The sequence below is a fragment of the Massilia norwichensis genome, assembly GCF_024753245.1.
Taxonomy (GTDB): Bacteria; Pseudomonadota; Gammaproteobacteria; order Burkholderiales; family Burkholderiaceae_D; genus Telluria; species Telluria norwichensis.
The window spans coordinates 1-26,526 of the sequence record NZ_JANUGX010000013.1; the positions used below are offsets into that span (position 1 = coordinate 1).

At 65.2% G+C, this 26,526-nt stretch carries 20 protein-coding genes and 1 tRNA gene; 8 read left to right on the top strand and 13 right to left on the bottom strand.

From position 1 onward, the window contains the following. Positions 1-19 precede the first annotated feature (19 nt). The 7 genes from NX782_RS12255 to NX782_RS12285 all read right to left on the bottom strand — a co-directional run bounded on the left by NX782_RS12255 (position 20) and on the right by NX782_RS12285 (position 7,334). Positions 20-109 (bottom strand) — tRNA-Ser (locus NX782_RS12255). A gap of 68 nt (positions 110-177) precedes the next feature. Continuing rightward, positions 178-1,473, bottom strand: a complete 1,296-nt coding sequence (serS, locus tag NX782_RS12260) for a serine--tRNA ligase (protein WP_258845754.1) — start codon at positions 1,471-1,473, stop codon at positions 178-180. A gap of 90 nt (positions 1,474-1,563) precedes the next feature. After that, entirely contained in the window at positions 1,564-1,776 is a 213-nt protein-coding gene (locus NX782_RS12265; RefSeq protein WP_258845755.1) for a hypothetical protein, read from the bottom strand. Positions 1,777-1,929: 153 nt separating this feature from the next. Beyond that, a complete protein-coding gene (locus NX782_RS12270) occupies positions 1,930-3,252 on the bottom strand; it encodes a replication-associated recombination protein A (protein ID WP_258845756.1) in 1,323 nt (440 codons plus the stop codon). 36 nt (positions 3,253-3,288) lie between these two features. Further along, the gene (locus NX782_RS12275; RefSeq protein ID WP_258845757.1) at positions 3,289-3,930 is read right to left on the bottom strand and encodes an energy transducer TonB; all 642 of its coding nucleotides are present in this window, start codon (positions 3,928-3,930) and stop codon (positions 3,289-3,291) included. Then, on the bottom strand, positions 3,927-4,568 hold the full coding sequence (gene lolA, locus NX782_RS12280) for an outer membrane lipoprotein chaperone LolA (RefSeq protein ID WP_370661788.1): 642 nt from the start codon (positions 4,566-4,568) through the stop codon (positions 3,927-3,929). Before lolA ends, NX782_RS12275 begins: the two co-directional genes overlap by 4 nt. A gap of 99 nt (positions 4,569-4,667) precedes the next feature. Further along, positions 4,668-7,334, bottom strand: a complete 2,667-nt coding sequence (locus NX782_RS12285; RefSeq protein ID WP_258845758.1) for a DNA translocase FtsK — start codon at positions 7,332-7,334, stop codon at positions 4,668-4,670. Between the two features lie 187 nt (positions 7,335-7,521). On the opposite strand from NX782_RS12285, the gene trxB reads away from it, so the two are divergent. The 4 genes from trxB (at position 7,522) to NX782_RS12305 (ending at position 12,159) form a co-directional block, all read left to right on the top strand. Continuing rightward, on the top strand, positions 7,522-8,475 hold the full coding sequence (gene trxB, locus NX782_RS12290; protein WP_258845759.1) for a thioredoxin-disulfide reductase: 954 nt from the start codon (positions 7,522-7,524) through the stop codon (positions 8,473-8,475). Positions 8,476-8,545: 70 nt separating this feature from the next. After that, entirely contained in the window at positions 8,546-9,232 is a 687-nt protein-coding gene (locus NX782_RS12295; RefSeq protein WP_258845760.1) for a Smr/MutS family protein, read from the top strand. A gap of 92 nt (positions 9,233-9,324) precedes the next feature. Next, a complete protein-coding gene (locus tag NX782_RS12300) occupies positions 9,325-11,538 on the top strand; it encodes an ATP-binding protein (protein ID WP_258845761.1) in 2,214 nt (737 codons plus the stop codon). A gap of 15 nt (positions 11,539-11,553) precedes the next feature. Further along, the gene (locus NX782_RS12305) at positions 11,554-12,159 is read left to right on the top strand and encodes a trimeric intracellular cation channel family protein (RefSeq protein WP_258845762.1); all 606 of its coding nucleotides are present in this window, start codon (positions 11,554-11,556) and stop codon (positions 12,157-12,159) included. Here the strand turns inward: NX782_RS12305 and NX782_RS12310 are convergent. From NX782_RS12310 to NX782_RS12325, 4 genes are all read right to left on the bottom strand, one after another. After that, the gene (locus NX782_RS12310) at positions 12,137-14,578 is read right to left on the bottom strand and encodes an ATP-binding protein (protein ID WP_258845763.1); all 2,442 of its coding nucleotides are present in this window, start codon (positions 14,576-14,578) and stop codon (positions 12,137-12,139) included. The two genes, NX782_RS12305 and NX782_RS12310, sit on opposite strands and share 23 nt — an antisense overlap. A 145-nt stretch (positions 14,579-14,723) precedes the next feature. Further along, positions 14,724-15,080, bottom strand: a complete 357-nt coding sequence (locus tag NX782_RS12315) for a response regulator (protein WP_258845764.1) — start codon at positions 15,078-15,080, stop codon at positions 14,724-14,726. Positions 15,081-15,159: 79 nt separating this feature from the next. Continuing rightward, positions 15,160-15,498: a P-II family nitrogen regulator gene (locus tag NX782_RS12320; protein ID WP_258845765.1), complete on the bottom strand. Its 339-nt coding sequence runs from the start codon at positions 15,496-15,498 to the stop codon at positions 15,160-15,162. A gap of 25 nt (positions 15,499-15,523) precedes the next feature. Next, positions 15,524-17,590: an NAD(+) synthase gene (locus tag NX782_RS12325; RefSeq protein WP_258845766.1), complete on the bottom strand. Its 2,067-nt coding sequence runs from the start codon at positions 17,588-17,590 to the stop codon at positions 15,524-15,526. Positions 17,591-17,619: 29 nt separating this feature from the next. Here NX782_RS12325 and NX782_RS12330 point away from each other — a divergent pair, with 29 nt between their 5' ends. Together NX782_RS12330 and NX782_RS12335 are read left to right on the top strand one after the other, a co-directional pair. Next, a complete protein-coding gene (locus tag NX782_RS12330; RefSeq protein WP_258845767.1) occupies positions 17,620-18,768 on the top strand; it encodes a GNAT family N-acetyltransferase in 1,149 nt (382 codons plus the stop codon). Positions 18,769-18,837: 69 nt separating this feature from the next. Beyond that, complete coding sequence (locus NX782_RS12335) at positions 18,838-20,622, top strand: thiamine pyrophosphate-requiring protein (RefSeq protein WP_258845768.1); 1,785 nt, start codon at positions 18,838-18,840, stop codon at positions 20,620-20,622. Between the two features lie 46 nt (positions 20,623-20,668). Here the strand turns inward: NX782_RS12335 and NX782_RS12340 are convergent, their stop codons facing one another. After that, a complete protein-coding gene (locus tag NX782_RS12340; RefSeq protein WP_258845769.1) occupies positions 20,669-21,916 on the bottom strand; it encodes an HNH endonuclease in 1,248 nt (415 codons plus the stop codon). Positions 21,917-21,982: 66 nt separating this feature from the next. Then, positions 21,983-22,903, bottom strand: coding sequence for a LysR family transcriptional regulator (locus NX782_RS12345; RefSeq protein WP_258845770.1), 921 nt, complete (start codon positions 22,901-22,903; stop codon positions 21,983-21,985). Between the two features lie 272 nt (positions 22,904-23,175). Between NX782_RS12345 and NX782_RS12350 the strand changes: the two genes are divergently transcribed. Both NX782_RS12350 and NX782_RS12355 read left to right on the top strand, forming a co-directional pair. Further along, positions 23,176-25,563 carry a TonB-dependent receptor gene (locus tag NX782_RS12350; protein WP_258845771.1) on the top strand — a complete coding sequence of 796 codons (2,388 nt, stop codon included), beginning with the start codon at positions 23,176-23,178 and terminating at the stop codon, positions 25,561-25,563. 68 nt (positions 25,564-25,631) lie between these two features. Then, on the top strand, positions 25,632-26,504 hold the full coding sequence (locus NX782_RS12355) for an alpha/beta fold hydrolase (protein WP_258845772.1): 873 nt from the start codon (positions 25,632-25,634) through the stop codon (positions 26,502-26,504). The last annotated feature ends 22 nt before the right edge of the window (positions 26,505-26,526 follow it).

A 26,526-nucleotide genomic window follows, 5' to 3' on the forward strand; every position in this document is an offset into this window, starting at 1 on the left:
CGGGAGCCCTTTTCTTATTTGGCGGAGAGGGTGGGATTCGAACCCACGGTACGGTCACCCGTACGCCTGATTTCGAGTCAGGTACATTCGACCACTCTGCCACCTCTCCTGGTAACCGGTCGCTGTATTCGCGAGAGGCCACATTATAGCAGCCTCTTGCGAAAACGGAAGAGCTATTTAAGCGGACGGGGTCAGGCGCTCGAGACCGCCCATGTACGGACGCAGCACTTCCGGAACGACCACGCTGCCGTCCGCCTGCTGGTAGTTCTCCAGCACGGCAACCAGCGTGCGGCCGACTGCCAGGCCCGAACCGTTCAGGGTGTGGACCATTTCCGGCTTGTTCTGGGCATTGCGGAACCGGGCCTGCATGCGGCGGGCCTGGAAGGCTTCGGTGTTCGACAGCGAGGAGATCTCGCGGTAGGTGTTCTGCGCCGGCAGCCAGACTTCCAGGTCGTAGGTCTTGGCGGCGCCAAAGCCCATGTCGCCGGTGCACAGCGACATCACGCGGTACGGCAGGCCCAGGCTCTTCAGGATGAACTCGGCCTGGCCGACCATTTCTTCCAGCGCTTCGTACGACTTTTCCGGATGCGCGATCTGCACGAGCTCGACCTTGTCGAACTGGTGCTGGCGGATCATGCCGCGGGTGTCGCGGCCGTAGCTGCCCGCTTCCGAGCGGAAGCACGGGGTGTGGGCGGTGATCTTGATCGGCAGCTGGTCCAGCGCCACGATCTCGTCGCGCACCATGTTGGTCAGCGAGACTTCCGAGGTCGGGATCAGGTAGAAGGTCTCGCCTTCGCCTTCGACGCCGCCCTTCTTCACCGCGAACAGGTCTTCCTCGAATTTCGGCAGCTGGCCGGTGCCGCGCAGCGAATCGGCGTTGACCATGTACGGGGTGTAGCACTCGGTGTAGCCGTGCTGGCCGGTGTGGGTGTCCAGCATGAACTGGGCCAGCGCGCGGTGCAGACGGGCGATGCCGCCCTTCATGACCGAGAAGCGCGAGCCGGTCAGCTTGGTCGCGGTGTCGAAGTCCAGGCCCAGCGGGCCGCCGATGTCGACGTGGTCCTTGACCTCGAAATCGAACTGCGGCGGCGTGCCAACCTTGCGCACTTCGACGTTGCCGGTCTCGTCCTGGCCGACCGGTACGGACTCGTGCGGCAGGTTCGGGATCGCTTCCATGAAGCGCGCCATCTTCTCCTGCACCTGGGCGAGGGCCACTTCGTTGGCCTTGAGTTCGTCGCCGATGCCGGCCACTTCCGCCATCACGGCGCTGGTGTCTTCGCCTTTGCCCTTCAGCATGCCGATCTGCTTGGACAGGCTGTTGCGCTTGCCCTGCAGCTCTTCGGTGCGCGTCTGGATCGCCTTGCGCTCGGCTTCGATGGCGTTGAAGCCGGCGACGTCGAGCTGGAACTTGCGGGTCGCCAGGCGGGCGGCGACATTGTCGATGTCTTTGCGGAGAAGTTGGATGTCAATCATTGTCGGTGGTTGCGCTTGGTTTTATCGAATGCGCAATTGTACCAAGCCGACAGGCTCCAGGTCCGCCAGATTCACCGGCCTTTCATCGAATCAGTTCAGGGCTGCCTTCTCGACGGCGCTCAGGCGGTGCGCCTTGATCACGACGGTCGGCACGTTCGGGTTGACCGCGGTGTTGGCAACGACCGCAGCCGGAGCGGCGCGGACCACGTCCGGGGCCTGGGCCGAGGCCATGGCATAGCTCGCGAAGTTGGCCACGACGGCAGCGACGATGAAGGCGGCTTCGAGGTTTTGACGCAGTTTCATGATGTTCTCCTTCGGGTTCGGTTGTCTGTTAAGTGCTTCGGTATGGTTGAACTTTACCGATTCGAACCCGGGACCTCCATCGACTTGCGACGGAGTGCCCAAAACACGGAATGAACTGCGAAAAAGCGGGTCTGGGGCCTTGTTCGCCCTGCCCTACTCGTCCTGTCCTCCACTGCGCGCATCCTCGTCCAGGCTGCGCAGCCAGGCCAGCTTCTCGGCGATCTTCGCCTCGATCCCGCGCGGCACCGGCTGGTACCAGCCAGGCTCCGGCATGCCGTCCGGCAGATAGGTCTCGCCGGCCGCATAGGCGTTCGGCTCGTCGTGGGCGTAGCGGTAGGCGTGGCCGTAGCCGAGTTCCTTCATCAGCTTGGTCGGCGCGTTGCGCAGGTGGACCGGGACCTCGCGCGACTTGTCCTTCTTCACGAAGGCCATGGCCGCGTTGAAGGCGTTGTAGCCGGCATTGCTCTTGGCCGCGATCGCCAGGTAGATCACGGCCTGACCCAGCGCCAGCTCGCCTTCCGGCGAACCGAGGCGCTCGTAGGTCGCGGCGGCGTCATTGGCGAGCTGGATCGCGCGCGGGTCGGCGATGCCGATGTCTTCCCAGGCCATGCGCACGATGCGGCGCGACAGGTACTTGGCGTCGGCGCCGCCGTCGAGCATGCGGCACAGCCAGTACAGCGCCGCGTCCGGATGCGAGCCGCGCACCGACTTATGCAGGGCCGAGATCTGGTCGTAGAAGTTGTCGCCACCCTTGTCGAAGCGGCGTGCGTTCAGGGTCAGCGCGTTCTCGACGAACTCGCGCGTGATCTGGGTGACGCCGGCGGTATCGGCCGAGGTCTTGGTCTGCTCGAGCAGGTTCAGGAAGCGGCGGGCATCGCCGTCCGCGTAGCCGACCAGGGTATCGACCGCGACCTCGTCGAACTGCAGGTTCTGCAGCACGCGCTCCTGGGCGCGCTTGAGCAGCTGGCGCATCTCCTCGTCGTTCAGCGCTTTGAGCACGTAGACCTGGGAGCGCGACAGCAGCGCCGAGTTGACTTCGAAGGACGGGTTCTCGGTGGTCGCGCCGATCAGCGTCACCAGCCCGCTTTCGACGAAGGGCAGCAAGGCGTCCTGCTGCGACTTGTTGAAGCGGTGGATCTCGTCGATGAAGAGGATGGTGTGCTTGCCGCCGGCCAGGAAGTGCTCGGCCTGCTCGATCGAGGCGCGGATGTCCTTCACGCCGGACAGCACCGCCGACAGCGCGATGAATTCGCAGTCGAAGGCATTCGCGGTCAGGCGCGCCAGCGTGGTCTTGCCGACGCCCGGCGGACCCCACAGGATCATCGAGTGCGGCCGGCCCGACTGGAACACCAGGTTCAGCGGTTTACCCGGTCCCAGCAGGTGGCTCTGGCCGATCACCTCGGCGATGGTCTTGGGCCGCAGCGCTTCGGCCAGCGGCGCCGCGGGTTCGGTCTTGAATAAGTCGTGGTTGTCCATGCCGCCAGTGTAGCCGAACGGACGCCAGGCGCGTACTCAGCGCAGCAGCACCCGGCCGTAGGCGGTATCGGTGCGCTCGCCCTTGAGCGCCGGATCGAAGCCGAAGCGGCAGCTTGCCACATAGGCCGCCAGCGCGTCGGCGACGGCCGGTGCCAGCGTCGCGCCTTCCGGCTTCACGCCGCGCGCCTGCCCGTTGGGGTCGACCAGCAGGCGCACCTTGACCCCGTCCGCGCCGCTGGGCCGGTTGTCGTAAGGTTGGAAGCCGGCGAAGCGGCCGCTGGCGGGACAACTGCCCGGCACCAGGTGCGGACGCAGCGCGTGTTCGCCGTCCAGGCTCCAGACGTACTGCACCGGCAGCGCCGCGCCGCCGGCCTTGGCCGCCTGCGCGGGCGTGAAGCGGCAGGCCTGGAGAGATTGGACCACGGCCTCGTCGAGCATCGCCCAGCCGCTCGATTTCGCCACCTGGACATCGGCGACGCGGCCGTCGGGCGCCAGGCGGAAGCGCAGCGTGGTGATGCCTTCGAGTTCGTAGCGGATGGCCTCGCGCGGGTAGGCCGGGCGGACGCAGGATTCGGGGGACAGCGCGGGCACGGATGCGGGCGAGGCCGCGTCTGCCCGCGTTTGCACGGCCAGGGCGGCAAGCGCCGTCAGCGCCAGCGCGCCCAGGCCGGTTTTCACTGGCTGACCACTTCCGCCCCTTTCGGGACCTCGAACTTGAACTGCTGGGCGCCCAGCTGCGGATTGCGCTGGAAGTTGGTGAACTTCAGCACCGAGGTCTGGCCGAACGAATCCTTCAGTTCCATCGCCTGCGGCACGCCGTCCTTCAGGCCGATGCCGATCTGCTCGAAGGTCGTGTCCTTGGCTTTCGGGGTCGCGGTCAGCCATTCCAGGCCGTCGCGCGCGCCCGCTTCGGCCAGCGTGAAGTTCTTTTCGAGGTCGTTACTGCCGAACAGGATCGCGGCCGGCGAGCTGCCCAGGGCGTTGCCGAGCTTGCGCGTGGTGACCTGGTTCAGGTCCTTGTCGTAGACGTAGAGGGTCTCGCCGTCGGCCTGCAGCACCTGCTCGTAGGGCTTGTGGTAGGTCCAGATGAATTTGCCGGGGCGGGCGAACACGAAGCTGCCGCTCGATGCCGGCTGGGCCTTGCCGGCGCCCTGCCTGCTGCGCAGCTGGGTTTGCGTGAATTCGCCGCGCGCGGCCTTGGTGCCGGAAACGAAGGTCTTGAACTGGTCGAGGGCGCTGGCGGATGCGGTACCGCTCAGGGCGAAGGTGGTGGCGGCCAGCAGGCCGGCCAGGGTGAGGTTCAGCTTCATGGTCATGATTTCGTCCTTTTCTTATTTGGTCATGAAGGCGGCCAGGCGTGGGCACGGGGTGCCCACCCTACCGTAGGGTGGGCGGCCTCCGCCCACGATCGGCGCTTACTCGGCGCTGGTCGCCGGCACCAGAATGTCGCGGTTGCCGTTCGACTGCATCGGCGACACCAGGCCGCTCTGCTCCATCTGTTCGATCAGGCGCGCGGCGCGGTTGTAGCCGATGCGCAGGTGGCGCTGCACCAGCGAGATCGAGGCCTTGCGGTTCTTCAGCACGACCTGCACGGCCTGGTCGTACAGGGCATCGGCTTCGCCGCCGCCCTCGCCCGCCGCCGCGCCTTCGCCGCCGCCATCTTCGAGCGTGCCGCCTTCGAGGATGCCCTCAATGTAATTCGGTTCGCCTGTCGATTGCAGATGTTTTACAACTCGATGCACTTCGTCGTCCGAGACGAAGGCGCCGTGCACGCGGACCGGCAGGCCGGTACCCGGCGGCATGTACAGCATGTCGCCCATGCCCAGCAGGGTTTCCGCGCCCATCTGGTCGAGAATGGTGCGCGAGTCGATCTTCGAGCTCACCTGGAACGCGATACGAGTCGGGATGTTCGCCTTGATCAGGCCCGTGATCACGTCCACCGACGGACGCTGGGTCGCCAGGATCAGGTGGATGCCGGCCGCACGCGCCTTCTGCGCGATACGGGCGATCAGTTCCTCGACCTTCTTGCCGACCACCATCATCAGGTCGGCCAGCTCGTCGATGATGATGACGATGGTCGGCAGCTTCTCGAGCGGCTCGGGATTGTCCGGCACGATCGAGAACGGGTTCGGGATGTGCTCTTCGCGCTTGGCCGCCTCCAGGATCTTGCTGTTATAACCGGCCAGGTTACGCACGCCCAGCTTCGACATCAGCTTGTAGCGGCGCTCCATCTCGTTCACCGCCCAGTTCAGCGCATGGCCGGCCTGGCGCATGTCGGTCACGACCGGCGCCAGCAGGTGCGGAATGCCTTCGTACACCGACATTTCCAGCATCTTCGGGTCGATCAGGATCAGGCGCACGTCGTCCGGGTCGGATTTATAGAGCAGCGACAGGATGGTGGCGTTGATGCCGACCGACTTGCCGGAGCCGGTGGTACCCGCCACCAGCAGGTGCGGCATCTTGGCGAGGTCGGCGATCACCGGCTTGCCGGCGATGTCCTTGCCCAGCGCGACGGTCAGGCTGGACGGGCTGTCGCCATACACTTTCGAACCGACGATCTCGGTCAGGCGCACGATCTGGCGCTTCGGATTCGGCAGCTCGAGCGCCATGTAGTTCTTGCCGGGGATGGTCTCGACCACGCGGATCGAGGTCAGCGACAGCGAACGCGCCAGGTCGCGCGCCAGGTTGACGATCTGGCTGCCCTTCACGCCGGTGGCCGGCTCGATTTCGTAACGGGTCACGACCGGGCCCGGATAGGCCGCCACGACCTTGGCTTCGACGCCGAAGTCTGACAGCTTCTTCTCGATCAGGCGACTGGTGAATTCCAGGGTCTCGACGGCGACCGATTCCTGGGCCGGCGGCGCGTCGTCCAGCAGGCTCAGCGGCGGCAGCGGCGAATCGCCGGGCATGCCGTCGAACAGCTTGTTCTGCCTTTCCTTCTCGGCGCGCTCGGAACGCGGCACGCTGACCACCTGCGGCTCGATCTTGATCGGGGCCGGGGCGCTGGCGGCGGCGCTGGCGGCAGCCGGTGCGGGCGCCGCTTCGCGCGCGGCAGCCGGGGCCGGGGCCGGGGCGCGCGGCGTCACCACGCCATCCTCGTCGATGGTCTCGTCGAACTCCCCGCCCAGCATCGGCTCGGCGCGCGGCGCCGGCCTGGCGTCGATCTGCGGCTCGGCCTTGTCGAGCTTGTCCGCCTTGGCCTTGCCGACCTTGGACATCACTTTCGACAGGAAGCCCGGGGCCGGGGCGGCGCTGCCCTCCTCGGCGTCCTCGTCCATGCGCGGCTCGGCCTTCGCAGCCGGTGCCGGCGCATGCTTCTCGACGTATTTGGCGCGCTCGGTCACCACGACCTCGTCGCGGCGGCTGGCCGCGACTTCGCCGTGGCGGCGGTCTTCGCGGTCTTCCAGGCGCAGGCGGAACCAGTCGACGCAGGATTCGATCGCCTCGCCGATGCGCTCGGCGACGGCCAGCCACGACACCTGGAAATACCAGGAAAAGCCGAGGCCGAAGACCAGCAGCAGCAGCAAGGTCGCGCCGGTCATGCCGAATGCGGTGTAGGCCGGGTAACCGATCACCTGGCCCAGCACGCCGCCAGGATCGCGCGGCAGCTCGACCTTCAGCCAGCGAATGCGCAGGTATTCAAGGCTGACGCTGCCGGCGAACATCAGGGCGAAGCCGATCCAGCGGATCACCGCCTCGCCCTGGTGCTCCTCGGGCTCGGGCTCGGCGGTCTCGATCACGAAACGCTTGTGCAGGCGGCGGTAGCCCTTCCACACGGCGCGCGCGAAGCAGACGCACAGCCACCAGGCGGAAAAGCCGAAAATGAACAGCAGCAGGTCGGCCAGCCAGGCGCCGGCGCGGCCGCCCAGGTTCATGACGTGCGGCACGGCCGCCTCGTGCGACCAGCCCGGATCGGCCTTGTTGTAGCTGAGTAATATCAGCACAAAGTACAGCAGGGCCACGGCCGTGGCCAGCCAGCGCGCCTCGGACAGCAGGCGAACCAGCCGGTTCGGCATCGGCTGCCGCGGCGGTGCGGGCTTGCGGGTGTAGGTCGACGTTGTCGATTGACTATTCTTGCTCATGCTGATTGAAACCGATGCTGCTATGTAAGACTTACCAAGATTAACCATTCTAAGCGATATATTGCCCAGTGGCCCCATGATTCATGCTCGCGTGCATCATCGACTATAATGTGCGCCACACATCCCCTTGAGAAAGTGGCGTCCCAACCCCACTTCCTTTCCCTTACCAATAAGACGAATTCCTGCAATGACCACTCGCAAACACGCCAAAGTCCTGATCCTCGGTTCCGGCCCCGCCGGCTATAGCGCCGCCGTCTACGCCGCGCGCGCCAACCTGAATCCGATGCTGGTAACGGGCGTCGAACAGGGCGGCCAGCTGATGACCACGACCGACGTCGAGAACTGGCCGGGCGACCCGCTGGGCGTCCAGGGTCCGGAACTGATGCAGCGCCTGCTGCAGCACGCCGAGCGCTTCAATACGGAGATCGTGTTCGACCACATCCACACGACCTACCTGAACGAGAAGCCGATCCGCCTGGTCGGCGATTCGCACGAGTTCACCTGCGACGCCCTGATCATCGCGACCGGTGCCTCGGCCCAGTACCTGGGCCTGCCGAGCGAGCAGGAATTCATGGGCAAGGGCGTGTCGGCCTGCGCCACCTGCGACGGTTTCTTCTACCGCAACCAGGAAGTGGCGGTGATCGGCGGCGGCAATACCGCGGTCGAGGAAGCGTTGTACTTGTCCAACATTGCCAGCAAGGTCACGCTGATCCACCGCCGCGACAAGTTCCGCGCCGAGCCGATCCTGGTCGACCGCCTGATGCACAAGGTCGAGGAAGGCAAGATCGTGCTGGAACTGAACCAGACCCTGGACGAAGTGCTGGGCGACGCCAGCGGCGTGACCGGCCTGCGCCTGAAAGCGAGCGACAGCGACGCCACCAAGGACGTCAAGGTGCACGGCCTGTTCGTGGCGATCGGCCACAAGCCGAACACCGGCATCTTCGACGGCCAGCTGGAAATGCACAACGGCTACATCAAGACCCGCAGCGGCACCGAAGGCATGGCCACCGCGACCAGCGTCGAAGGCGTGTTCGCGGCCGGCGACGTGCAGGACCACGTGTACCGCCAGGCGATCACCTCGTCGGGTTCGGGCTGCATGGCGGCGCTGGATGCGCAGCGTTATCTGGAAGCGCTGGAGTAAACTGCAATTAACTTGGGTTCCCGCCTGCGCGGGAACGACGTTTCAATATTGCGCGGGAACGACGGACGATATGGCGGGCTTGAAAGACTTCTCGGACTTGAAATCCTTGCGCGACCAGCTCAAGGAAGACCAGCGCCAGCGCGCCATCGAAAAAGCCGTGCGCGAGCGGCGCGAACGCATCGAACGCGAGCGTGCGGTCGAGTTCCGCGCCGCGGTCAAGGATGTCACGCCGATGCCGGAGTCGGACCGCTACGTCTGGCGTCCGGCCCAGGAAGCCGAGCTGCGCGCCCTGGCCACCGGCCAGCGTGCCCCGCAGTTCCGCACCGACGAGGAAGAAATCGCCGCGGTGCTCAAGGAATCCATGCTGTCCGACCAGTTCGACGTCGAAGGCCTGCTCGACGAAGACCCGACCCTGAGCTGGTCGGCGCCCGGCGTCGGCCCGGACGTCGTCAAGAAGCTGCGCAAGCGCCACTGGCAGGTCGAGGACGAACTCGACCTGCACGGCTACACGCGCGACCTGGCGCGGCGCATGGTCGACGCCTTTCTGCGCCGCTCGAGCAAGAACGGCGTACGCTGCGTGCGCATCATCCACGGCGTCGGCTATGGCTCGGCGGGCGGCGAACCGGTCCTGCGCGGCATGGTGCACAGCTGGCTGGTGCAAACGACCGAGACGGTCGCCTTTTGCGTGGCCAACCGCACCGACGGCGGACACGGCGCGCTGATCGTCCTGCTGCGCCCGGCGCTGGCGGACGAATAAGGGCCAAACGCCCTGCGGCAAGGCGTCGAAACCTGTAATATGCATGCTGAGCGGAACCGCCGTGGTTCCTGCATGAGAATGGATGACGCGAATTGAAGTCCAGTACCCCTGTGCCGATGGGCGCCCCGCTGCGTGTCGACCTGCTTAATTGCGCAGATGAACCGATCCACGTACCGGGCCTGATCCAGCCGCATGGAGCGCTGATCTTCTTCACCGCCGCCGGCGAGGTCGAAGGCTGGAGCGAAAACGCACCCGCCGCGCTCGCCATCCCGCTCGAACTTGGCACCCCCTTCGATGCGCTCGGCCTGAGCCCCGCCGTAGCCGAACTGATCCAGGAATGCCTGGACAACATGAGCGAGGGCGACACCGCGCCCATAGTCACCGCCATCATGGTCGGCGCGGCCGAATACGACTGCGTGGTGCACGCTCACCGCGGCCGCGTGATCGCCGAATTCGAGGCGCGCGAAGTCGCCACCGACACCGTCGCCCAGTTCGCCATCAAGGCGCACAGTTCGATCGACCGCCTGCGCCGCCAGAAGACCGTCCAGTCCCTGCTCGAGACCGCCGTGCGCCAGGTCCGCGAATTCACCGGCTTCGACCGTGTGATGGCCTACCGCTTCCGCCCCGACGACAGCGGCGACGTGGTGGCCGAAGCGCGCCGCGAGGATATGGTGCCCTTCCTGGGCCAGCGCTATCCGGCCGGCGACATCCCGCCGCAGGCGCGCCGCCTGTACACGCTGAACACCCTGCGCAATATCGCCGACGTCACCTACCATGCCGTGCCGCTGCTCGGGCCCGAGGGCAGCGCGCCGCTCGACCTGAGCTTCGCGGTGCTGCGCAGCACCTCGCCGATCCACGTCGAGTATTTGCAGAACATGGGCGTCGGCGCTTCGATGAGCGTGTCGATCGTCATCAACGGCCGCCTGTGGGGCCTGATCGCCTGCCACCACATGGGCCCGAAACGCGTGCCCTACTCGATCCGCATGGCGGCCGACGTGCTGGCCCAGGTCATCGCCTCCACGGTCCAGGGCCTGGAATCGCGCGAGGAAGCCGACCTGGTCGAACGCGCCGCCAAGGTGCGCACCAGCCTGGTCGAATCGCTGCTGCTGGAAGAAGACCCGATCGAAGCGCTGATGGCGCACGCCGACGGCATGATGGAAGCGGCGCGCGCCCAGGCCATGGTCGCGACCCAGTCCGGCCGTGTGGTCTGCCGCGGCATCGACCTGGCCTGCGCCGAGAAGATCGTGGCGGCGCTGCCGCAGGACGCGCACGACCTGGTGGTGCGCGAATGCCTGCACGACTGGCCCCAGGAAGTCCGCACAGGCCTGGGCAAGTGGGTCGGCGTTCTGGCCCTGCCCTTCGACCCGCCCAGCAACGGCTGGTGCCTGCTGCTGCGCCCGGAGCAGATCGAGCAGGTGGCCTGGGGCGGCAAGCCGGACAAAAGCACCCGGTTCGGCCCCCTCGGCGAACGCCTGACCCCGCGCGGTTCCTTCGAGGCCTGGATCGAGACCGTGATCGGCTGCGCCCATGCATGGGAAGACGGAGTGCTGACGCACGCCCGCATGACCCTCGGCGAACTGGCGCGGGTTTCGAACGCGCGCCGCGCCCAGCTCGAGTCGACCCGCGCCCAGCTGCTGGCGATGCTGGGCCACGACCTGCGCGACCCGCTGCACTCGATCAACATGGCCGGCATGGTGCTGGAAAAGACCGATGCCAGCGACAAGAGCACGACCCTGGGCCGGCGCATCCAGTCGTCCAGCAACCGCATGCAGCGCATGATCGGCCAGGTGCTGGACATGAGCCGCATCGACCGCGGCCTGGCGCTGGGCGTGACCCTGGAAGCGGTCGACCTGGCGGCCCTGGTCGAGGACATGGTCGAGGAAGCGCGCCTGGCCTACCCGACCATCGACTACCAACTGCGGATCGATGGCGCGGCCATGGTGATGGCGGACAGCGGCCGTCTCGGCCAGGTGCTGTCCAACCTGCTGAGCAATGCGCGCCACCACGGCGTGCCGAACCATCCGATCGCGACGCGCCTGTGGACGGAAGATGGCGCGGCCTGCGTCAGCATCGTCAACGCCGGCGCGGCGATCCCGCACGAGGTCGAGTCCGGCCTGTTCAATCCGTTCAAGCGCAGCTCGCTGAACAATCCGCGCAACCGCACCGGCATGGGCCTGGGCCTGTACATCGCCCAGCAGATCGTGCGCGAGCATCGGGGCGAGATCGCCTACCGCCATGAAGACGCGGCGCCCGGTACCGCGGGCTGCGGCCAGGTCGTCTTCACCGTGCGGCTGCCGCTGGCCTAGACCACCAGCAGCCGCATGACCCTCATCCGCTTCATCGAAATCATGGCGATCCTGGTCGGCGCCTTCTCGGGCTTCATCGAGGCGCGCCGCAAGCGCATGGACCTGGTCGGCGTGTTCACCGTCGCCTTCATCGCCGCGTTCGGCGGCGGTACCCTGCGCGACATCCTGCTCGACCGGCGCCCGCTGTTCTGGGTCGCGCACGAGGAATACGCGATCCTGATCTTCGTGCTGGCCATGGTGGCGTCGCCGCTGATGAAGACCCTGCGCCACATCGTGTCCGAGCGCCTGATCGTGATCGCCGACGCGGTCGGACTGGGCCTGTTCTCGGTGGCCGGCGTGGCCTCGGCGCTGGATGCGCAGATGCCGCTCTTCATCGCCTCGATGATGGGCGTGATCACCGGGATCTTCGGCGGCGTCCTGCGCGACATCGTCTGCAACGAAGTGCCGATGGTCTTCCGCGACGGCAAACCTTATGCGATCTGCGCTTTCGTCGGCAACTGGCTGTTCCTGGTGATGGGGATGTACGGCGTCCCCCACGATTTCGCGCTGTGGTCGAGCGCCCTCTTCATCAGCGGCCTGCGCCTGCTGACCTGGAAATTCAACGTGCAGGTGGGGCGCTAGCGGCCACCATGCGCGCCACCCGGCCCGAGAAATCGGTGAGCGAGAAGGGCTTGGTCATGATGTGCATGCCGGACTCCAGCGCGCCCTTGTTCAGCACCGCCGACTCGGCGTAGCCGGTCACGAACAGCACCTCGATACCCGGATGGCGGTCGCGCACGGCGGCGGCCAGCTGGCGCCCGTTCATCCCGCCCGGCAGGCCGACGTCCGTGATCAGGGCGTCGATGCGGCGGCCGTCGGCCTGGTCCAGCGCCGCCGCGGCGTTGGCCGCTTCCAGCACCTCGTGGCCGGCATCGCGCAGCAGCTCGGCGAGGATGGCGCGCAGCGGCTCCTCGTCGTCCACCAGCAGCAGCGTGGCGCGGCGCGCATGCGGCAGCGCGGCCAGCGGCAGCGGTGCCTCGTCCGGTGCCACGCTGCCGTGGCAGCGCGGCAGTTCGATGCTGACGGTGGTGCCCTGCCCCGGCGCCGACTTCAGCCCGACCTGGCCGCCGCTCTGGTTGACGAAGCCGAACACCATCGACAGGCCCAGGCCGGTGCCCTCGCCGATCGGCTTGGTGGTGAAGAAGGGTTCGAACACGCGCGCGGCGATATCCGGGGGCATGCCGGCGCCATCGTCGATCACGCAGATGCGCACCTGGGGCAGCTCGCCGCGCAGCGCATCCTCGGTGCGGATGCGCAGCTGGCCGCCCTCGGGCATCGCATCGCGCGCATTGATGGCCAGGTTCAGCAGCGCGCTCTCGAGCTGGTTCGGGTCGCAGCAGACGACGCCCTCGCTGCTGCCGAGTTCCAGCCGCACCGCGATCGCGGGGCCCACGGTGCGGGCGATCAGGTCTCGCATCGACGAGACCAGTTTGTTGACGTCGGTCGGCTGCGGGTCCAGGGTCTGGCGGCGTGCGAAGGCGAGCAGGCGGTGGGTCAGGCTCGCGGCCCGGTGCGCCGCGCCCTCCGCGCCGTCGAGATAGCGCCGCAGGTTGCCGGTGCGGCCCTGGTCGAGGTGGAAGCGCGCCAGCTGCAGGTTGCCGACCACGCCGGCCAGCATATTGTTGAAGTCGTGCGCCAGGCCGCCGGTGAGCTGGCCGATGGATTCCATCTTCTGTGCCTGGCGCAGCGCATCCTCGGCCTGCTGCAGCGCCTCCCGGCGCGCCTTTTCCTCGGTCACGTCGCGTCCCGCCATGTACAGCAGCCGGCCCTGCGGGACCACGGTCCAGGAAAGCCAGCGCCAGCTGCCGTCGCGGTGGCGGCTGCGGATCTCGTACTGGTTGATCGGCCTGCCCGCAGCGAGCTGCGACAGCACCGCCTTCAGTTCGTCCAGCTGGTCCGGATGCGCGAACTCCACGAAGGGCGTCACCTGCAGCTCGGATTCGAGCCAGCCCAGGGTCTGCGTCATCGCCGGATTGCAGCTCAGGAAGTAGCCGTCGATGTTCGCCACCGCCAGGATGTCTTGCGAGATCATCCATAGGCGGTCGCGCTCGGCGGTGCGCTCGTCGAGCAGGCTTTCCAGCTTGCGGTTGGCGCTGCGCAGCGCGTTTTCCGCACGGGCGCGTTCGACCGCGTTCCAGGTGCGCTCGGCCACGTCTTCCGCCAGCGCGATCTCGTGCGGCGCCCAGGCCCGCGCGCCGCGCTGGTTGACGATCAGGATGCTGCGCAGCTTGCCGTCGCGCAGAATCGGCACGCCGATTTCGGCATTCGTCTGCACCGTCTGGAAGTTCTGCACCGTCTCGGGCTCGTCGGCCATCTGCGCGGCGATGTCGTCATGCACGCTGGTACGGCCAAGCTTCAGCTGGTCGAACAGGCCCTTGCCGAAATCGCTGACCGCGAACACGCCTTTCAGTACCGGAATGCTGCCGTCGGTGTAGTTGGAGTGGAACACGACCTCGTTCTCGTCCAGCTCGATTTCGGCGAACAGCACGCGGTTGGCCTGCAGCGCCTCGCCCAGCAGGGCGCTGGCGCGGCGCGCGATCTCGTAGGGATCGGCCAGGCCGCGCAGCTGGTCGGCCATACGCAGCTGGAAGGCCAGGCGCCGTTCGGTGAGGACGCGGCGCGTGGTGTCGGTGGCAGCGCCGACCAGGCCGGCGATGCTGCCGTCGTCCTCATAGATCGGCGAATACGAGAACGTGAACCAGGTCTGCTCGTCGCGCCCGTGCCGCCGCATCACCAGCGGCATGTCCTCGATGAAGATCGATTCGCCGGCCAGCGCGCGTTCGATCAGCGCTTCGAGCTGGCCCCACAGTTCGGACCACACGGCGCGGAAGGGCCGGCCCAGCGCAGCCGGGTGCTTGTCCTGCAAGAAGGCGATGTACGGTTCGTTGTACAGCATGCCCAGCTCCGGCCCCCAGACCATGAACATCGGATGCTTGGAGTCGAGCATCAGGCGCACGACGGTGCGGATGGCCGGTGACCATGTCTCGGGCGCGCCCAGCACCGATCCAGTCCAGTCGTGGCCGGAAAACAGGGAGGAGAAGTTCTTGGTAACGTGTGAAATAAGCGCTCCGGGACCAAGGCGCCGGCAATCCGGCCTGCATTCATTGTAGCGCCGCGCCGCCGGAGACGGCGCGCGGCCCTTCCGCTCAGAGCATCGTTTCCAGATGCTCGACCAGGATCTCGAGCGACACCGGTTTCGGGAAGAAGCGCACCTGCTCCAGGGTCGGGCCGACCTCGATCGGATTGGCCGAGATCATCACGGCCGGCAGGCCGGGCTGCAGCGCGCGCAGGCGGCGCAGCAATTCGTCGCCGTTCATGCCCGGCATCTTGTAGTCGGTGATGACGACATCGGGCGCATCTGCCCGAAAGGCATCGAGCGCCTGCTCGCCGCTGTAGGCCACCGACACGCGGTAGCCCTTGATCGACAGGTAACGCTCGAAGACATAGCCGACGGCCTCTTCGTCGTCGACCACCAGGATATGTTTTAGCTTTGAATCATCCACGCATCGCCAGGGCGCCAGGCCTCATGTAACAATCTAACAAGCAAATGTAACATGAGGCCGGCGCGCAGGACAAGCAGATTCAGACCGCGTCAGGGCCGGTCTCGCCGGTGCGGATACGGATCACCTGCTCGACTTCCTGCACGAAGATCTTGCCGTCGCCGATCTTGCCGGTGCGCGCGGCCTTGATGATGGCGTCCACCACCTGCTCGGTCATGCTGTCGTCGACCACCACCTCGATTTTTACCTTTGGCAAAAAATCGACCACGTATTCGGCACCGCGGTAAAGCTCGGTATGGCCTTTCTGACGGCCGAAGCCCTTGACCTCGGTCACGGTCAGGCCGGTGACGTTCACTTCGGCCAGCGCTTCGCGCACCTCGTCCAGCTTGAAGGGCTTGATTACGCAGGTAATCTGTTTCATGGCTCGTTTCTCCTATCAGGTTCTGTTATTGATCTGGAATCCGGGACAGCTGCGCCATCCACACGGTCGCTTCCGAGTCGCTCGGCGCGCGCCAGTCGCCACGCGGCGACAGCGAACCGCCATTGCCGACCTTCGGCCCGTTCGGCACGCAGGAGCGCTTGAACTGGCTGGTCTTGAAGAAGCGCCACAGGAAGATGCCCAGGTTCTTCTTGATGGCGGCCAGGCCGTATTCGTTGCGGGCCGGGCTGCCGCCTTCGGGCCAGGGCCCGGCATTGCGGTCGTGCCAGGCGCAGTACGCCAGGTAGGCGACCTTGGCCGGCGTGAAGCCGTAGCGCAGCGTGTAGTAGAGGTTGAAGTCCTGCAGTTCATAGGGGCCGATGAAGTCTTCGGTCACCTGGGCCGGCTTGCCCTCCTCTTTACCCGTGCCGGTCTTGCCGGGCACGAGTTCGGGGCTGATCTCGGTTTCGAGTACCTTGATCAGGACGTCGGAGCCCGTGTCGCCGATCTGGTGGGTATCGGCAACCCAGCGCACCAGGTGCGAAATCAGGGTCTTCGGCACGCTGGCGTTCACGTTGTAGTGCGACATGTGGTCGCCGACGCCGTAGGTGCACCAGCCCAGCGCCAGCTCCGACAGGTCACCGGTGCCGATCACGATCGCATGGTGGTGGTTGGCCAGCCGGAACAGGTGGCTGGTACGTTCGCCCGCCTGCACGTTCTCGAAGGTGACATCGTATTCTTCCTTGCCCTCGGCGTAGGGATGGCCGAGGTCCTTCAGCATCTGGATACAGCTGGGGCGGATGTCGATCTCGTGCGCCGTGCAGCCGACCACTTCCATCAGCTGGCGGGCCTGCTGCAGCGTGCGCTCGCTGGTGGCGAAGCCCGGCATGGTGTAGGCCAGGATGTTCGAGCGCGGCAGGCCGAGGCGGTCCATGGCCTTGGCGCAGACCAGCAGCGCATGGGTCGAATCCAGGCCGCCCGAAATGCCGATCACGACCTTCTGGTGGCCGGAAGATTGCAGGCGCTGCAGCAGGGCCTGGACCTGGATGTTGTAGACCTCGGTGCAGCGCTCGTCGCGCCGTTTGCCGTCCGCCGGCACATAGGGGAAGCGCTCGATGGTGCGCTGCAGCGGCAAGTCTCTGTCGAGCGGCAGTTCGAGGGCGAAGCGCGTGTGGCGGAAGCTGGCCACTTCGTCGGCATGGCGGCGCACCGACTGCGCGAAGGTGGTCGTGTGCATACGGTCGAGCGACAGGCGCTCGAGGTCGACATCCGCCAGGATCAGGTGCGAGTCCTGCAGGAAGCGCTCGGACTGGGCCAGCAGGTCGCCCTTTTCGTAGATCAGCGACTGCCCGTCCCAGGACATGTCGGTGGTCGATTCGCCCAGGCCGGCCGAGGTGTACAGATAGGCCGCCAGGCAGCGCGCCGACTGCTGGCTGACCAGCTGGTGCCGGTAGCCGCTCTTGCCCACCACCACGTTCGAGGCCGACAAATTGACCAGCACGGTGGCGCCGGCCAGGGCCGCGAACGAAGACGGCGGCACCGGCACCCAGACGTCTTCGCAAATCTCGACGTGGAAACGGAACAGCGGCACATTCTCGAGTTCGAAAATCTGTTCCGGGCCGAAGTTCACCTCTTGGCCCAGCAGGGTAATCCGGTCGACGGCCGCGTTGTCCGCCGCACTGAACTGCCGGCTTTCGTAAAATTCGCCATAATTGGGCAGGTAGGACTTCGGCACCACGCCCAGGATGCGGCCGCCGGCCACCACCACCGCGCAATTGAACAGCACATGGTTCACGCGCAGCGGCGCGCCGACGACTATCGCCAGCGGCAGCTCGCGCGAAGCCTCGACGATCTGCGCCAGGCCGTCGAGCACGGCTTCGAGCAGCGCGCGCTGGTGAAACAGGTCGTCGCAACTGTAGGCCGAGAGGCCCAGTTCCGGAAAGGCGGCGAGCACGGCGCCCTGCTGCGCGGCTTGCCGCGCCAGCTTGAGCGTTTCCTGGACGTTGAAGGCCGGGTCGGCCACGCGGCAGCGCGGGCTGCCCACCGCCACCCGCGCGAAATCGTGCGAGTACAGGTTGAAGAATCGCTTATCCATGTTCAGCTTTTCATTATTCGGAAGTCATCTTGAATTATCGCACGCATATCGCTTCCTCTCTGTCCGAGATCGGTCAAACGGCCTGGGACGGACTGGTCGCCAGGCAGGACAACGCCAACCCTTTCCTCTCGTATGCCTTCCTGCACGCGCTGCACGAATCCGGCAGCGCCACGCCGGAGACCGGCTGGCAGCCGCAGTTCATCGTCCTCTACGACGACGCAGGTGATGGGGAGCAGCTGGTCGCCGCCCTGCCGCTCTACGTGAAAGGCCATTCCTACGGCGAATACGTGTTCGACTGGGCCTGGGCCGACGCCTACCAGCGCAACGGCCTCGATTACTACCCCAAGCTGCTGAGCGCCATTCCGTTCACGCCGGTGACCGGCTCGCGCCTGCTGGCCGTCGATGCGCGCGCGCGTGCCGCGCTGATCGAGGTATTGCAAGGAACCCAGCAGGCGAGCGACGTTTCTTCGACCCACATCCTGTTCCCGCCCGACGAGCAGGCGCGCCAGCTCGGCGAAGCGGGCTACCTGCTGCGCAGCGGCGTGCAGTTCCACTGGATGAACGCCGGCTACGCTTCCTTCGACGAGTTCTTGTCCACGCTGGAGCAGAAGAAACGCAAGAACATCCGCGCAGAGCGCCGCAAGGTGCTTGAAGCCGGCGTGACGATGCGCCGCGTGCGCGGCATCGATGCGACGGACGACGACTGGCGCTTCTTCACGCGCTGCTATCGCCATACCTATGCCGAGCATTACTCGAAACCCTACCTGAACCTGGACTTCTTCCGCCGCATCGGGCGCGAGATGCCGGCCAATCTGCTGCTGGTGATCGCCGAACGGAACGGCGAACCGATCGCCGCTTCGCTGGTCGTGCATGACGAGACCACTTTGTATGGCCGCTACTGGGGCGCGCTCGAGCACGTGCCCTGCCTGCACTTCGAGACCGCCTACTACCAGCCGCTGGAATTCTGCATCGAGCAGAAGATCCAGGTGTTCGAAGGCGGCGCCCAGGGCGAGCACAAGATGGCGCGCGGCTTCCTGCCGACCCGGACCTGGTCGGCGCACTGGCTGGCGCATCCTTCGTTCTCGAATGCGGTGGAGACCTTCCTGCAGCGGGAAAGCGGCGGCATCGACGACTATATCGATGAGCTGAACGAGCGCAATCCGTTCAAGGGGAGCTAACGGAACGCGGCCGTTTGCCGCACGATGCTAAGCTTTTCCCACGCCTTGAACGCAGACCGGGAGAACAGCATGAGCAAGACCGTCGGTGATTTCTTCGTCGAACGCCTGTACGAATGGGGGGTGCGCACCATCTTCGGCTACCCCGGCGACGGCATCAACGGCGTGCTCGGCGCGCTCGACCGCGCCAAGCACAAGATCGAATTCATCCAGGTGCGGCACGAAGAGATGGCGGCCTTCATGGCCTCGGCCCACGCCAAGTTCACCGGCCAGCCCGGGGTCTGCCTGTCGACCGGCGGACCGGGCGCGGCCCACCTGGTGACCGGCCTCTACGACGCCAAGCTGGACCACATGCCGGTGCTGGCGATCTGCGGCCAGTCCGCGCAGACTGCGCGCGGCGCCCACTACCAGCAGGAAGTCAACCTCGACCGCCTGTTCCAGGACGTGGCCGATTACGTGCACGAAGCGGCCGTGCCCTCGCAGGTGCGGCACCTGCTCGACCGCGCGATGCGCACCATCCTCGGACGCAACGGCATCGGCGTGCTGGTGCTGCCCAACGACCTGCAAGAAAAGCCGTATGAGGACCCGCCGCGCAAGCACGGCTCGGTGTTCTCCGGCGTCGGCTACGGCAAGCCGCGCATCGTGCCGCAGGAGGCCGACCTGCGGCGCGCGGCCGAGGTCCTCAACGCCGGCAAGAAGGTGGCGATCCTGGTCGGCGCCGGCGCGCTGCACGCCACCGACGAGGTCATCGCCGTGGCCGACCGCCTGCAGGCCGGCGCCGCAAAGGCTCTGCTGGGCAAGGCCGCCCTGCCCGACGACCTGCCCTGGGTCACGGGCTCGATCGGCATCCTCGGCACCAAGGCCAGCTGGGACATGATGAACCACTGCGACACGCTGCTGATGGTCGGCACCGGCTTCCCCTACGCCGAGTTCCTGCCCGAAGAGGGAAAAGCGCGCGCGGTCCAGATCGACATCGACCCGACCATGCTCGGCCTGCGCTACCCGGCCGAAGTCAACCTGCACGGCGACAGCGCCGAAACCCTGCGCCTGCTGCTGCCGCTGCTGGAACAGAAGACCGGCGACTGGCGGCGCCACGTCGAAAGCCAGGTGCAGGATTCCTGGAAGCTGCTCGAAAACCGCGCCCTGCAGCCGGCAAATCCGGTCAATCCGCAGCGCGTGACCTGGGAACTGTCGCCGCAGTTGCCGCCGGACGCCATCGTCACCAGCGACTCCGGCTCCTGCGCCAACTGGTTCGCGCGCGACCTGCGCGTGCAGCGCGGGCAGATGTATTCGCTGTCCGGCGGCCTGGCCTCGATGGGCGCGGCGGTGCCGTATGCGATCGCCGCCAAGTTCGCGCACCCGGACCGGCCCGTGATCGCGCTGGTCGGCGACGGCGCCATGCAGATGAATAACATGGCCGAGCTGATCACGGTGGCCAAGTATTGGCGTTTGTGGAAGGATCCGCGCTGGATCGTCTGCGTCTTCAACAACCAGGACCTGAACCAGGTGACCTGGGAACAGCGCGTCATGGAGGGCAATCCGAAGTTCGAGGCCACCCAGCAGATTCCGGACGTGCCCTATCACAAGTTCGCGGAGCTGATCGGCTTGAAGGGGATCTATTGCGACAGCGGCTCGGAAGTCGCCACCGCCTGGCGCGAAGCCTTTGCCTCGGACCGCCCGGTGGTGCTGGAATTCAGGACCGATCCGGAAGTGCCGCCCCTGCCCTCGCACATCACGCTGGATCAGGCCAAGTCCTTCATGAGCGCGATCGTCAAGGGCGATCCGAAGGAAGGGTCGATGCTGGCTGGGGTGGCGCGGCAGGTGTTTAGTAGTATTCTGCCGAAGGATAAAGATTGAATTACTGGCCAGCGCTTGGAATAAACGTTTGTAGAATTCTAAAACTTTAGATTTTACTTACGTTTACATACTCCTCGCGCACGGCCGTAACTTGAACTAATTCTCCGCCCGGATTGACTTTTACAAAGACATCCTCAGCAAAATTATAAGTACAAATAAATTCTTTTTCACTCAGGAATTCGGATTTTGCAAGAGGTGCGACAGCGTTCATTTTCTCGTTAAGCGTCGTCTCCAATGCGTTACCAGACTTATCGAAAACAGGAATCTCACCTTTCACTTGAATAACTTCGAAGTGCTCGCTCATTTGAAGCTCTTGGAACCTCATGAGGGCAGCTTCATTTTCAAAATAATATTGAAAACGTAAGAACGGCACACCATAAACTTCTCGACTTAATTCTTCACCAAAGATCTTTCGAAAAGATTTTTTTTCGATATCGTTGACCCCTACGACGAAAAGATGATCTGGATACATTTTCTTAGACAAGCTTACGCCAACCGCAAATAGTTGGTGCAGGTGCATCAAACAGCTTAGGCCGCCTGCTCGATGACTACAAAGCACTAAAAAATGCTTCTTTTTTGCGATATCCAGATACTTTTCTAATGAAGAAAACAAGTTTCTCTCGAAACCGCTACCAATATTTACATACTTCTCTACACGGCTGTGGTCTGCGTGAAAGAGTATCTCAGCGATTTCCACCGCTGCGTCGTCATGAAAGTATTCAGGAATAGTATCGACAGCAAATTCATAAGCTATTTTTAGCAATCCGATCTTAAATTCAAACAGATCGATGGAGAAGCCGCCTTGAATATTTGGGCGGGCGATTGACCTTACCGCCTGCTCTGGCAACTTCAACTGCTCAAGTGGCACCTTCAATTTTTTCGCCACGCCATCCAGGATGCCGCTCAGCTTATTCTTATCGCTGGCATCGACACAGATGCTGACCCTGGTCCCATCATCGAGTTTTTCGTACTCCACAGTCGGAACGACATACGGCACAAGTTTGCCGTCGCCATCTATGCGGAGTTGCACCCTGCGGCTTTCTTCGCCATCTATCCGGTGAATCCCAATGAACGGATTTGGCAGTTTTTTCGATTTTCCTTTTAAGCCCAGGGTAAATCGCTGAAACTCGGAAAACTTGTGATTAACAAGCTTGACATCGACAGTCGAGCCCATCCGGGAATTACACTGAGTGCAAACGGAATAGATGTGATAGTACCCACCCAGCGCATCCGGAATCACATGTTCATCTGAAAACGCTTCCTTGAACTTACGACAGATAATGCACTGTTTCATTCATGCCCAATTCATCATTAAAAATTAGCCCGGCATACTATCACTTCTTGGGATGCACCAGCACGCTCACGCCGCCCGCCCCATATCGCCCTTTTCCCACCACAGCGACGGATTGTTGTCAGCCAGGTCGCGCAACAGTTCCCACACCACTTTCACCCGCCGCAGGCGGTACAGGTCGGTCGGCGCGGCCAGCCAGAACGAGCGCTCGGCGTAGAAGCCCGGCAGCACCGGCACCAGGCGGCCGTCGTCGGGAATCGCGTACGGCGGCGCCATCATCAGGCCCATGCCCAGCGCCACCGCCTCGACCTGGGCACCCATGCCGAGCGAGCAGAAACGCCGGCGCGGCGTGAAGCCGAGTTCGTTCAGGTAGGATAGCTCGCGGCTGGCCAGGCGGTCCTGCACGTAGTCGACGAAGTCGTGGCGTTCGAGGTCGGCGTGGCTGCGGATCGGCGGATGGCGCGCCAGGTAGTCCGGCGAACCGTACAGGTAGAAGCGGAAGGAGGCCAGGCGCGTGACGACGTAGCGGCCGGTGGCGGGCGGGTCCAGCATCACGCCCAGGTCGGCCTCGCGGTTGGCCAGGTTGGCGAAGCGTGCCAGCGACAGCATCTCGATCGACAAGTCCGGATGGGTATCGAGCAGCTTGACCAGCAGCGGCGCCACCACCCGCACCCCGAACACGTCCGGCACGCCGAGCCGCACCACGCCCTGGGCGCCGACTTCGGTGCCGCCCAGTTGTTCGAGCGCGGCCAGCGAGGCGCCTTCCATCGCTTCCGCATGCGGCAGCAGCGCGTGGCCCATTTCCGTCAGCTCGTAGCCCTCGCGCGAGCGGTCGAACAGGGTCGTGCCGAGCTGGGCTTCCAGGCGGTCGATGCGCCGCGCCACGGTCGTGTGCTCGACTTCCAGCCGGCGCGAGGCGCCCGACAAGGTGCCGGCGCGCGCCAGTTCGAGGAAGAAACGCAGGTCGGTCCACTCAGGCAGGCTATTCATATGGTGATTGTCTGATATCAACAACAATGATTGTGCACCAGTGAACATGCAGCCGCCAGAAGTTTCCAGGGTTCACGCACAAAGCCGCCACACACAGAGTGAAAACCACGCTTCTCCGGCACACCGACGCACGACACGGCCGAGTTCCTGTGCATTTTTGCACACCCTATGAGCGCGTTGTTATCTATTCAACCAAGTTTGAGCGATGCAAACTCTGCAGCGTGCGAAAACCTGAACGCATGCTGCTATTAAAAATTATTAGGAGACATACGATGCGTCTTACCGAAAAGAAAATGCTGCTGAACCGTTCCGCCATCTCCACCGCCGTGCTGCTGGCGATCTACGGTGGGGCCATCGGGATAGCCCATGCCCAGGAAGGTGCGGACAACGGCGCTGCCGCCGCTGCGCCCGCCACCGCACCGGCCGCGGCCTCCGCGTCCGACAACATCAACCAGGTAGTCGTGACCGCGCGCCGCCGCGCCGAGCTGATCCAGGACGTGCCGGGCGCCGTCACCGCGATCTCCGGCGCCGAGCTGGAAAAGAGCGCGATCCCCGACATCACCGCCCTCACCGACACCGTCCCGAACACCACCCTGAAAGCCTCGCGCGGCACCAACACCACGCTGACCGCCTTCATCCGCGGCATCGGCCAGCAGGACCCGGTGGCCGGCTACGAGCAGGGCGTCGGCATCTACCTGGACGACGTCTACCTGGCCCGCCCGCAAGGCGCGCTGACCGACATCTACGACCTCGAACGCATCGAAGTGCTGCGCGGCCCGCAAGGCACGCTGTACGGCCGCAATACCATCGGCGGCGCGGTCAAGTACGTGACCCGCAAGCTGGCGCCCAAGCCGACCCTGGACGCCAAAGTCACCATCGGCAACTACGGCGAGAAGGACCTGGTGCTCAAGGGCAGCATGCCGATTTCGGATATCCTGCGCATCGGCGCCACCGTCGGCACCTTCAACCGCGACGGCTTCGGCCGCAACATCCTCAACGGCCGCCAGAACTACAACAAGGACGTGATGGCCGGCCGCGTCAGCCTCGAGCTGACCCCGACCCCGGACCTGTTCATCCGCCTCGCCACCGACAAGACCGTCGACGATTCCGAAGCGCGCCAGGGCCAGCGCCTGACCGCCGGCCCGGCCCCGGCCAGCATCCAGCCGGCACCCGGCACCTACGACACCCGCGCCAACCTGTACACGGTGCTGGGCCACGACCAGAAGGTCACCACCGAAGGCAGCTCGCTGCTGGCCGAATACACCATCGACCCGACCCTGTCGGTGAAGTCGATCACCGCCTACCGCAAATCGAAGTCGTATGCGCCGATCGACTTCGATTCGCTCGAAGTGCCGCTGTGGGAAGCGCCGTCCTTCTACAAGGACAACCAGACCAGCCAGGAATTCCAGCTGACCTATACCGGCCAGAAGGTACAGGGCGTGGCCGGCCTGTTCTACATGAAGACCAATGCGTACAACGACTTCGACGTGCTGTACAACGCCGCCGGCGGCCTCTCGCTGCTGACCCACGACGACATCGATTCCAAGACCTGGGCCGTCTACGCCGACGCCAGCTACAGCCTGACCGATGCCTTCAGCGTCACGGTGGGCGGCCGCTACACCGAGGACGAGCGCCGCGCCGAGATCTTCAAGGCCACCTACCTCGGCCTGAACAGCTCGCCGCGCCTGGGCAACGCCGCCGCCGTCCAGTTCGGCGCCGCCAACACCAACCTCGGCAAGGACGACCTGCACCGCACCGACAAGAAGTTCACGCCGAAGCTCGGCTTCGGCTACAAGCTGAGCCCCGAGCACAACGTGTACACCACCTGGTCGAAGGGCTTCAAGGGCGGCATGTTCGATCCGCGCATGGACCTGTCCGCCACCGGCGGCCCGACCTCGGTGGTGTCGCTGGCCAAGCGCGCCGGCGTGGCGCCGGAAGAAGTCAGCAGCGTCGAACTGGGTCTGAAGTCGTCGATGAACGGCGGCCGCCTGCAGACCAACGCCGCGGTCTTCTACACCGACTACAAGAACGTGCAGATCCCGGGCTCGATCCCGACGTTTGATGCCAGCGGCAACGTGAACGGCTTCGCCGGCAGCCTGACCAACGCCGGCAAGGCCAAGATCAAGGGCCTGGAACTGGAGGCGGTCGCCTACGTCACCAACCAGCTCAGCGTGAACGCGATGTACAGCTACATCGACGCCAAGTACAACGAGTGGATGGTGGCGAACGGCGCGGCGCTGGTAAACATCGCCGGCAGCACCGAGTTCCAGAATACCCCGCGCAACTCGGCCAACATCGCCGTCAACTACGAATGGCCGATGACGGTGATGGGCCGCTCCGGTTCCTTCAGCCTGTCGAACAGCGTCTCGTACAAGAGCAAGGTGTACCAGACCGAGATCGCCCGCGCCACCGGCGTCGCCAGCCTGGATGCGACCATCCCCGGCAACCTGGCCCTGGCCCAGGACGGCTTTGCGCTGTGGGATGCGGGCCTGGTCTGGACCAGCGCCGACCGCAAGATCCAGGTCGGCCTGCACGGCCGCAACCTGACGGACAAGCGCTACAAGACCGCCGGCTACAACTTCTCCGGCTTCTTCAACACCGTCACCGCGTTCTACGGCGACCCGCGCACCGTGCGCGGCACCGTCAACGTGAAGTTCTGATCCGCCCCGCAAGACGGCCACAGGGGCGTCCCGCGGGACGCCCTCTTTTCAAGAGATATCGGGGTCCAATGTCCACCTACACAGAAATCAGCTTCACGAGCGATGACGGTCTTCGCCTGTATGCGCGCGACTACCCCGCCAGCTCGGGGCCGGCGCGCCTGCCCGTGATCTGCATCCACGGCCTGACCCGCAACTCGGCCGACTTCGACGAACTGGCGCCCCTGATCGCGGCCCTGTCGCGGCGCGTGCTGGCGGTCGACGTGCGCGGACGCGGACAGTCGCAGCGCGACCCCCGGCACGAAAACTACAACCCGGTCGTGTATGCCGCCGACGTGGTCAAGCTGATGCACGAACTGGGCATCGCGCGCGCCGTCTTCATCGGCACCTCGATGGGGGGCCTGATCACGATGACGCTGGCGGCCCAGCACAGCGACATGGTCGCCGCCGCGGTCCTCAACGACATCGGCCCGGTGCTGTCCGAAAAGGGCCTGGCGCGCATCGCCGGTTATGCCGGCAAGGCGGTCGCGCTGGGCAGTTGGGAAGACGCCGCCGGCTTCATCAAGGACATCAACGCGTGCGCCTTCCCCGACAACTCCGACGCCGAGTGGGGCAAGTGGGCGCGCCGCGCCTTCGAGCAGATCGAGGGCGGCCGGCTGGCGCCGCGCTATGATCCGAACATTGCCGTCGGCATGCAAACCGGTAAACTCCGTCCGACGTCGCTGGCGGCTCGGATGGCCTTCCGCCGGCTGGCGAAGAAGCGCCCGGTGCTGCTGGTGCGCGGCGCGCTGTCCGACCTGCTGGAAGCGCGCCAGGCCGACTGGATGCGCCGCGCCGCGCCCGGCATGCAGTACGTCGAGGTGCCGAATGTCGGCCATGCGCCGATGCTGACCGAACCCGCCGCACTGGAGGCGATCGCGCAGTTCCTGGCGACCGTCCCCTGAACAGAACACAGCAAGAGAAAAC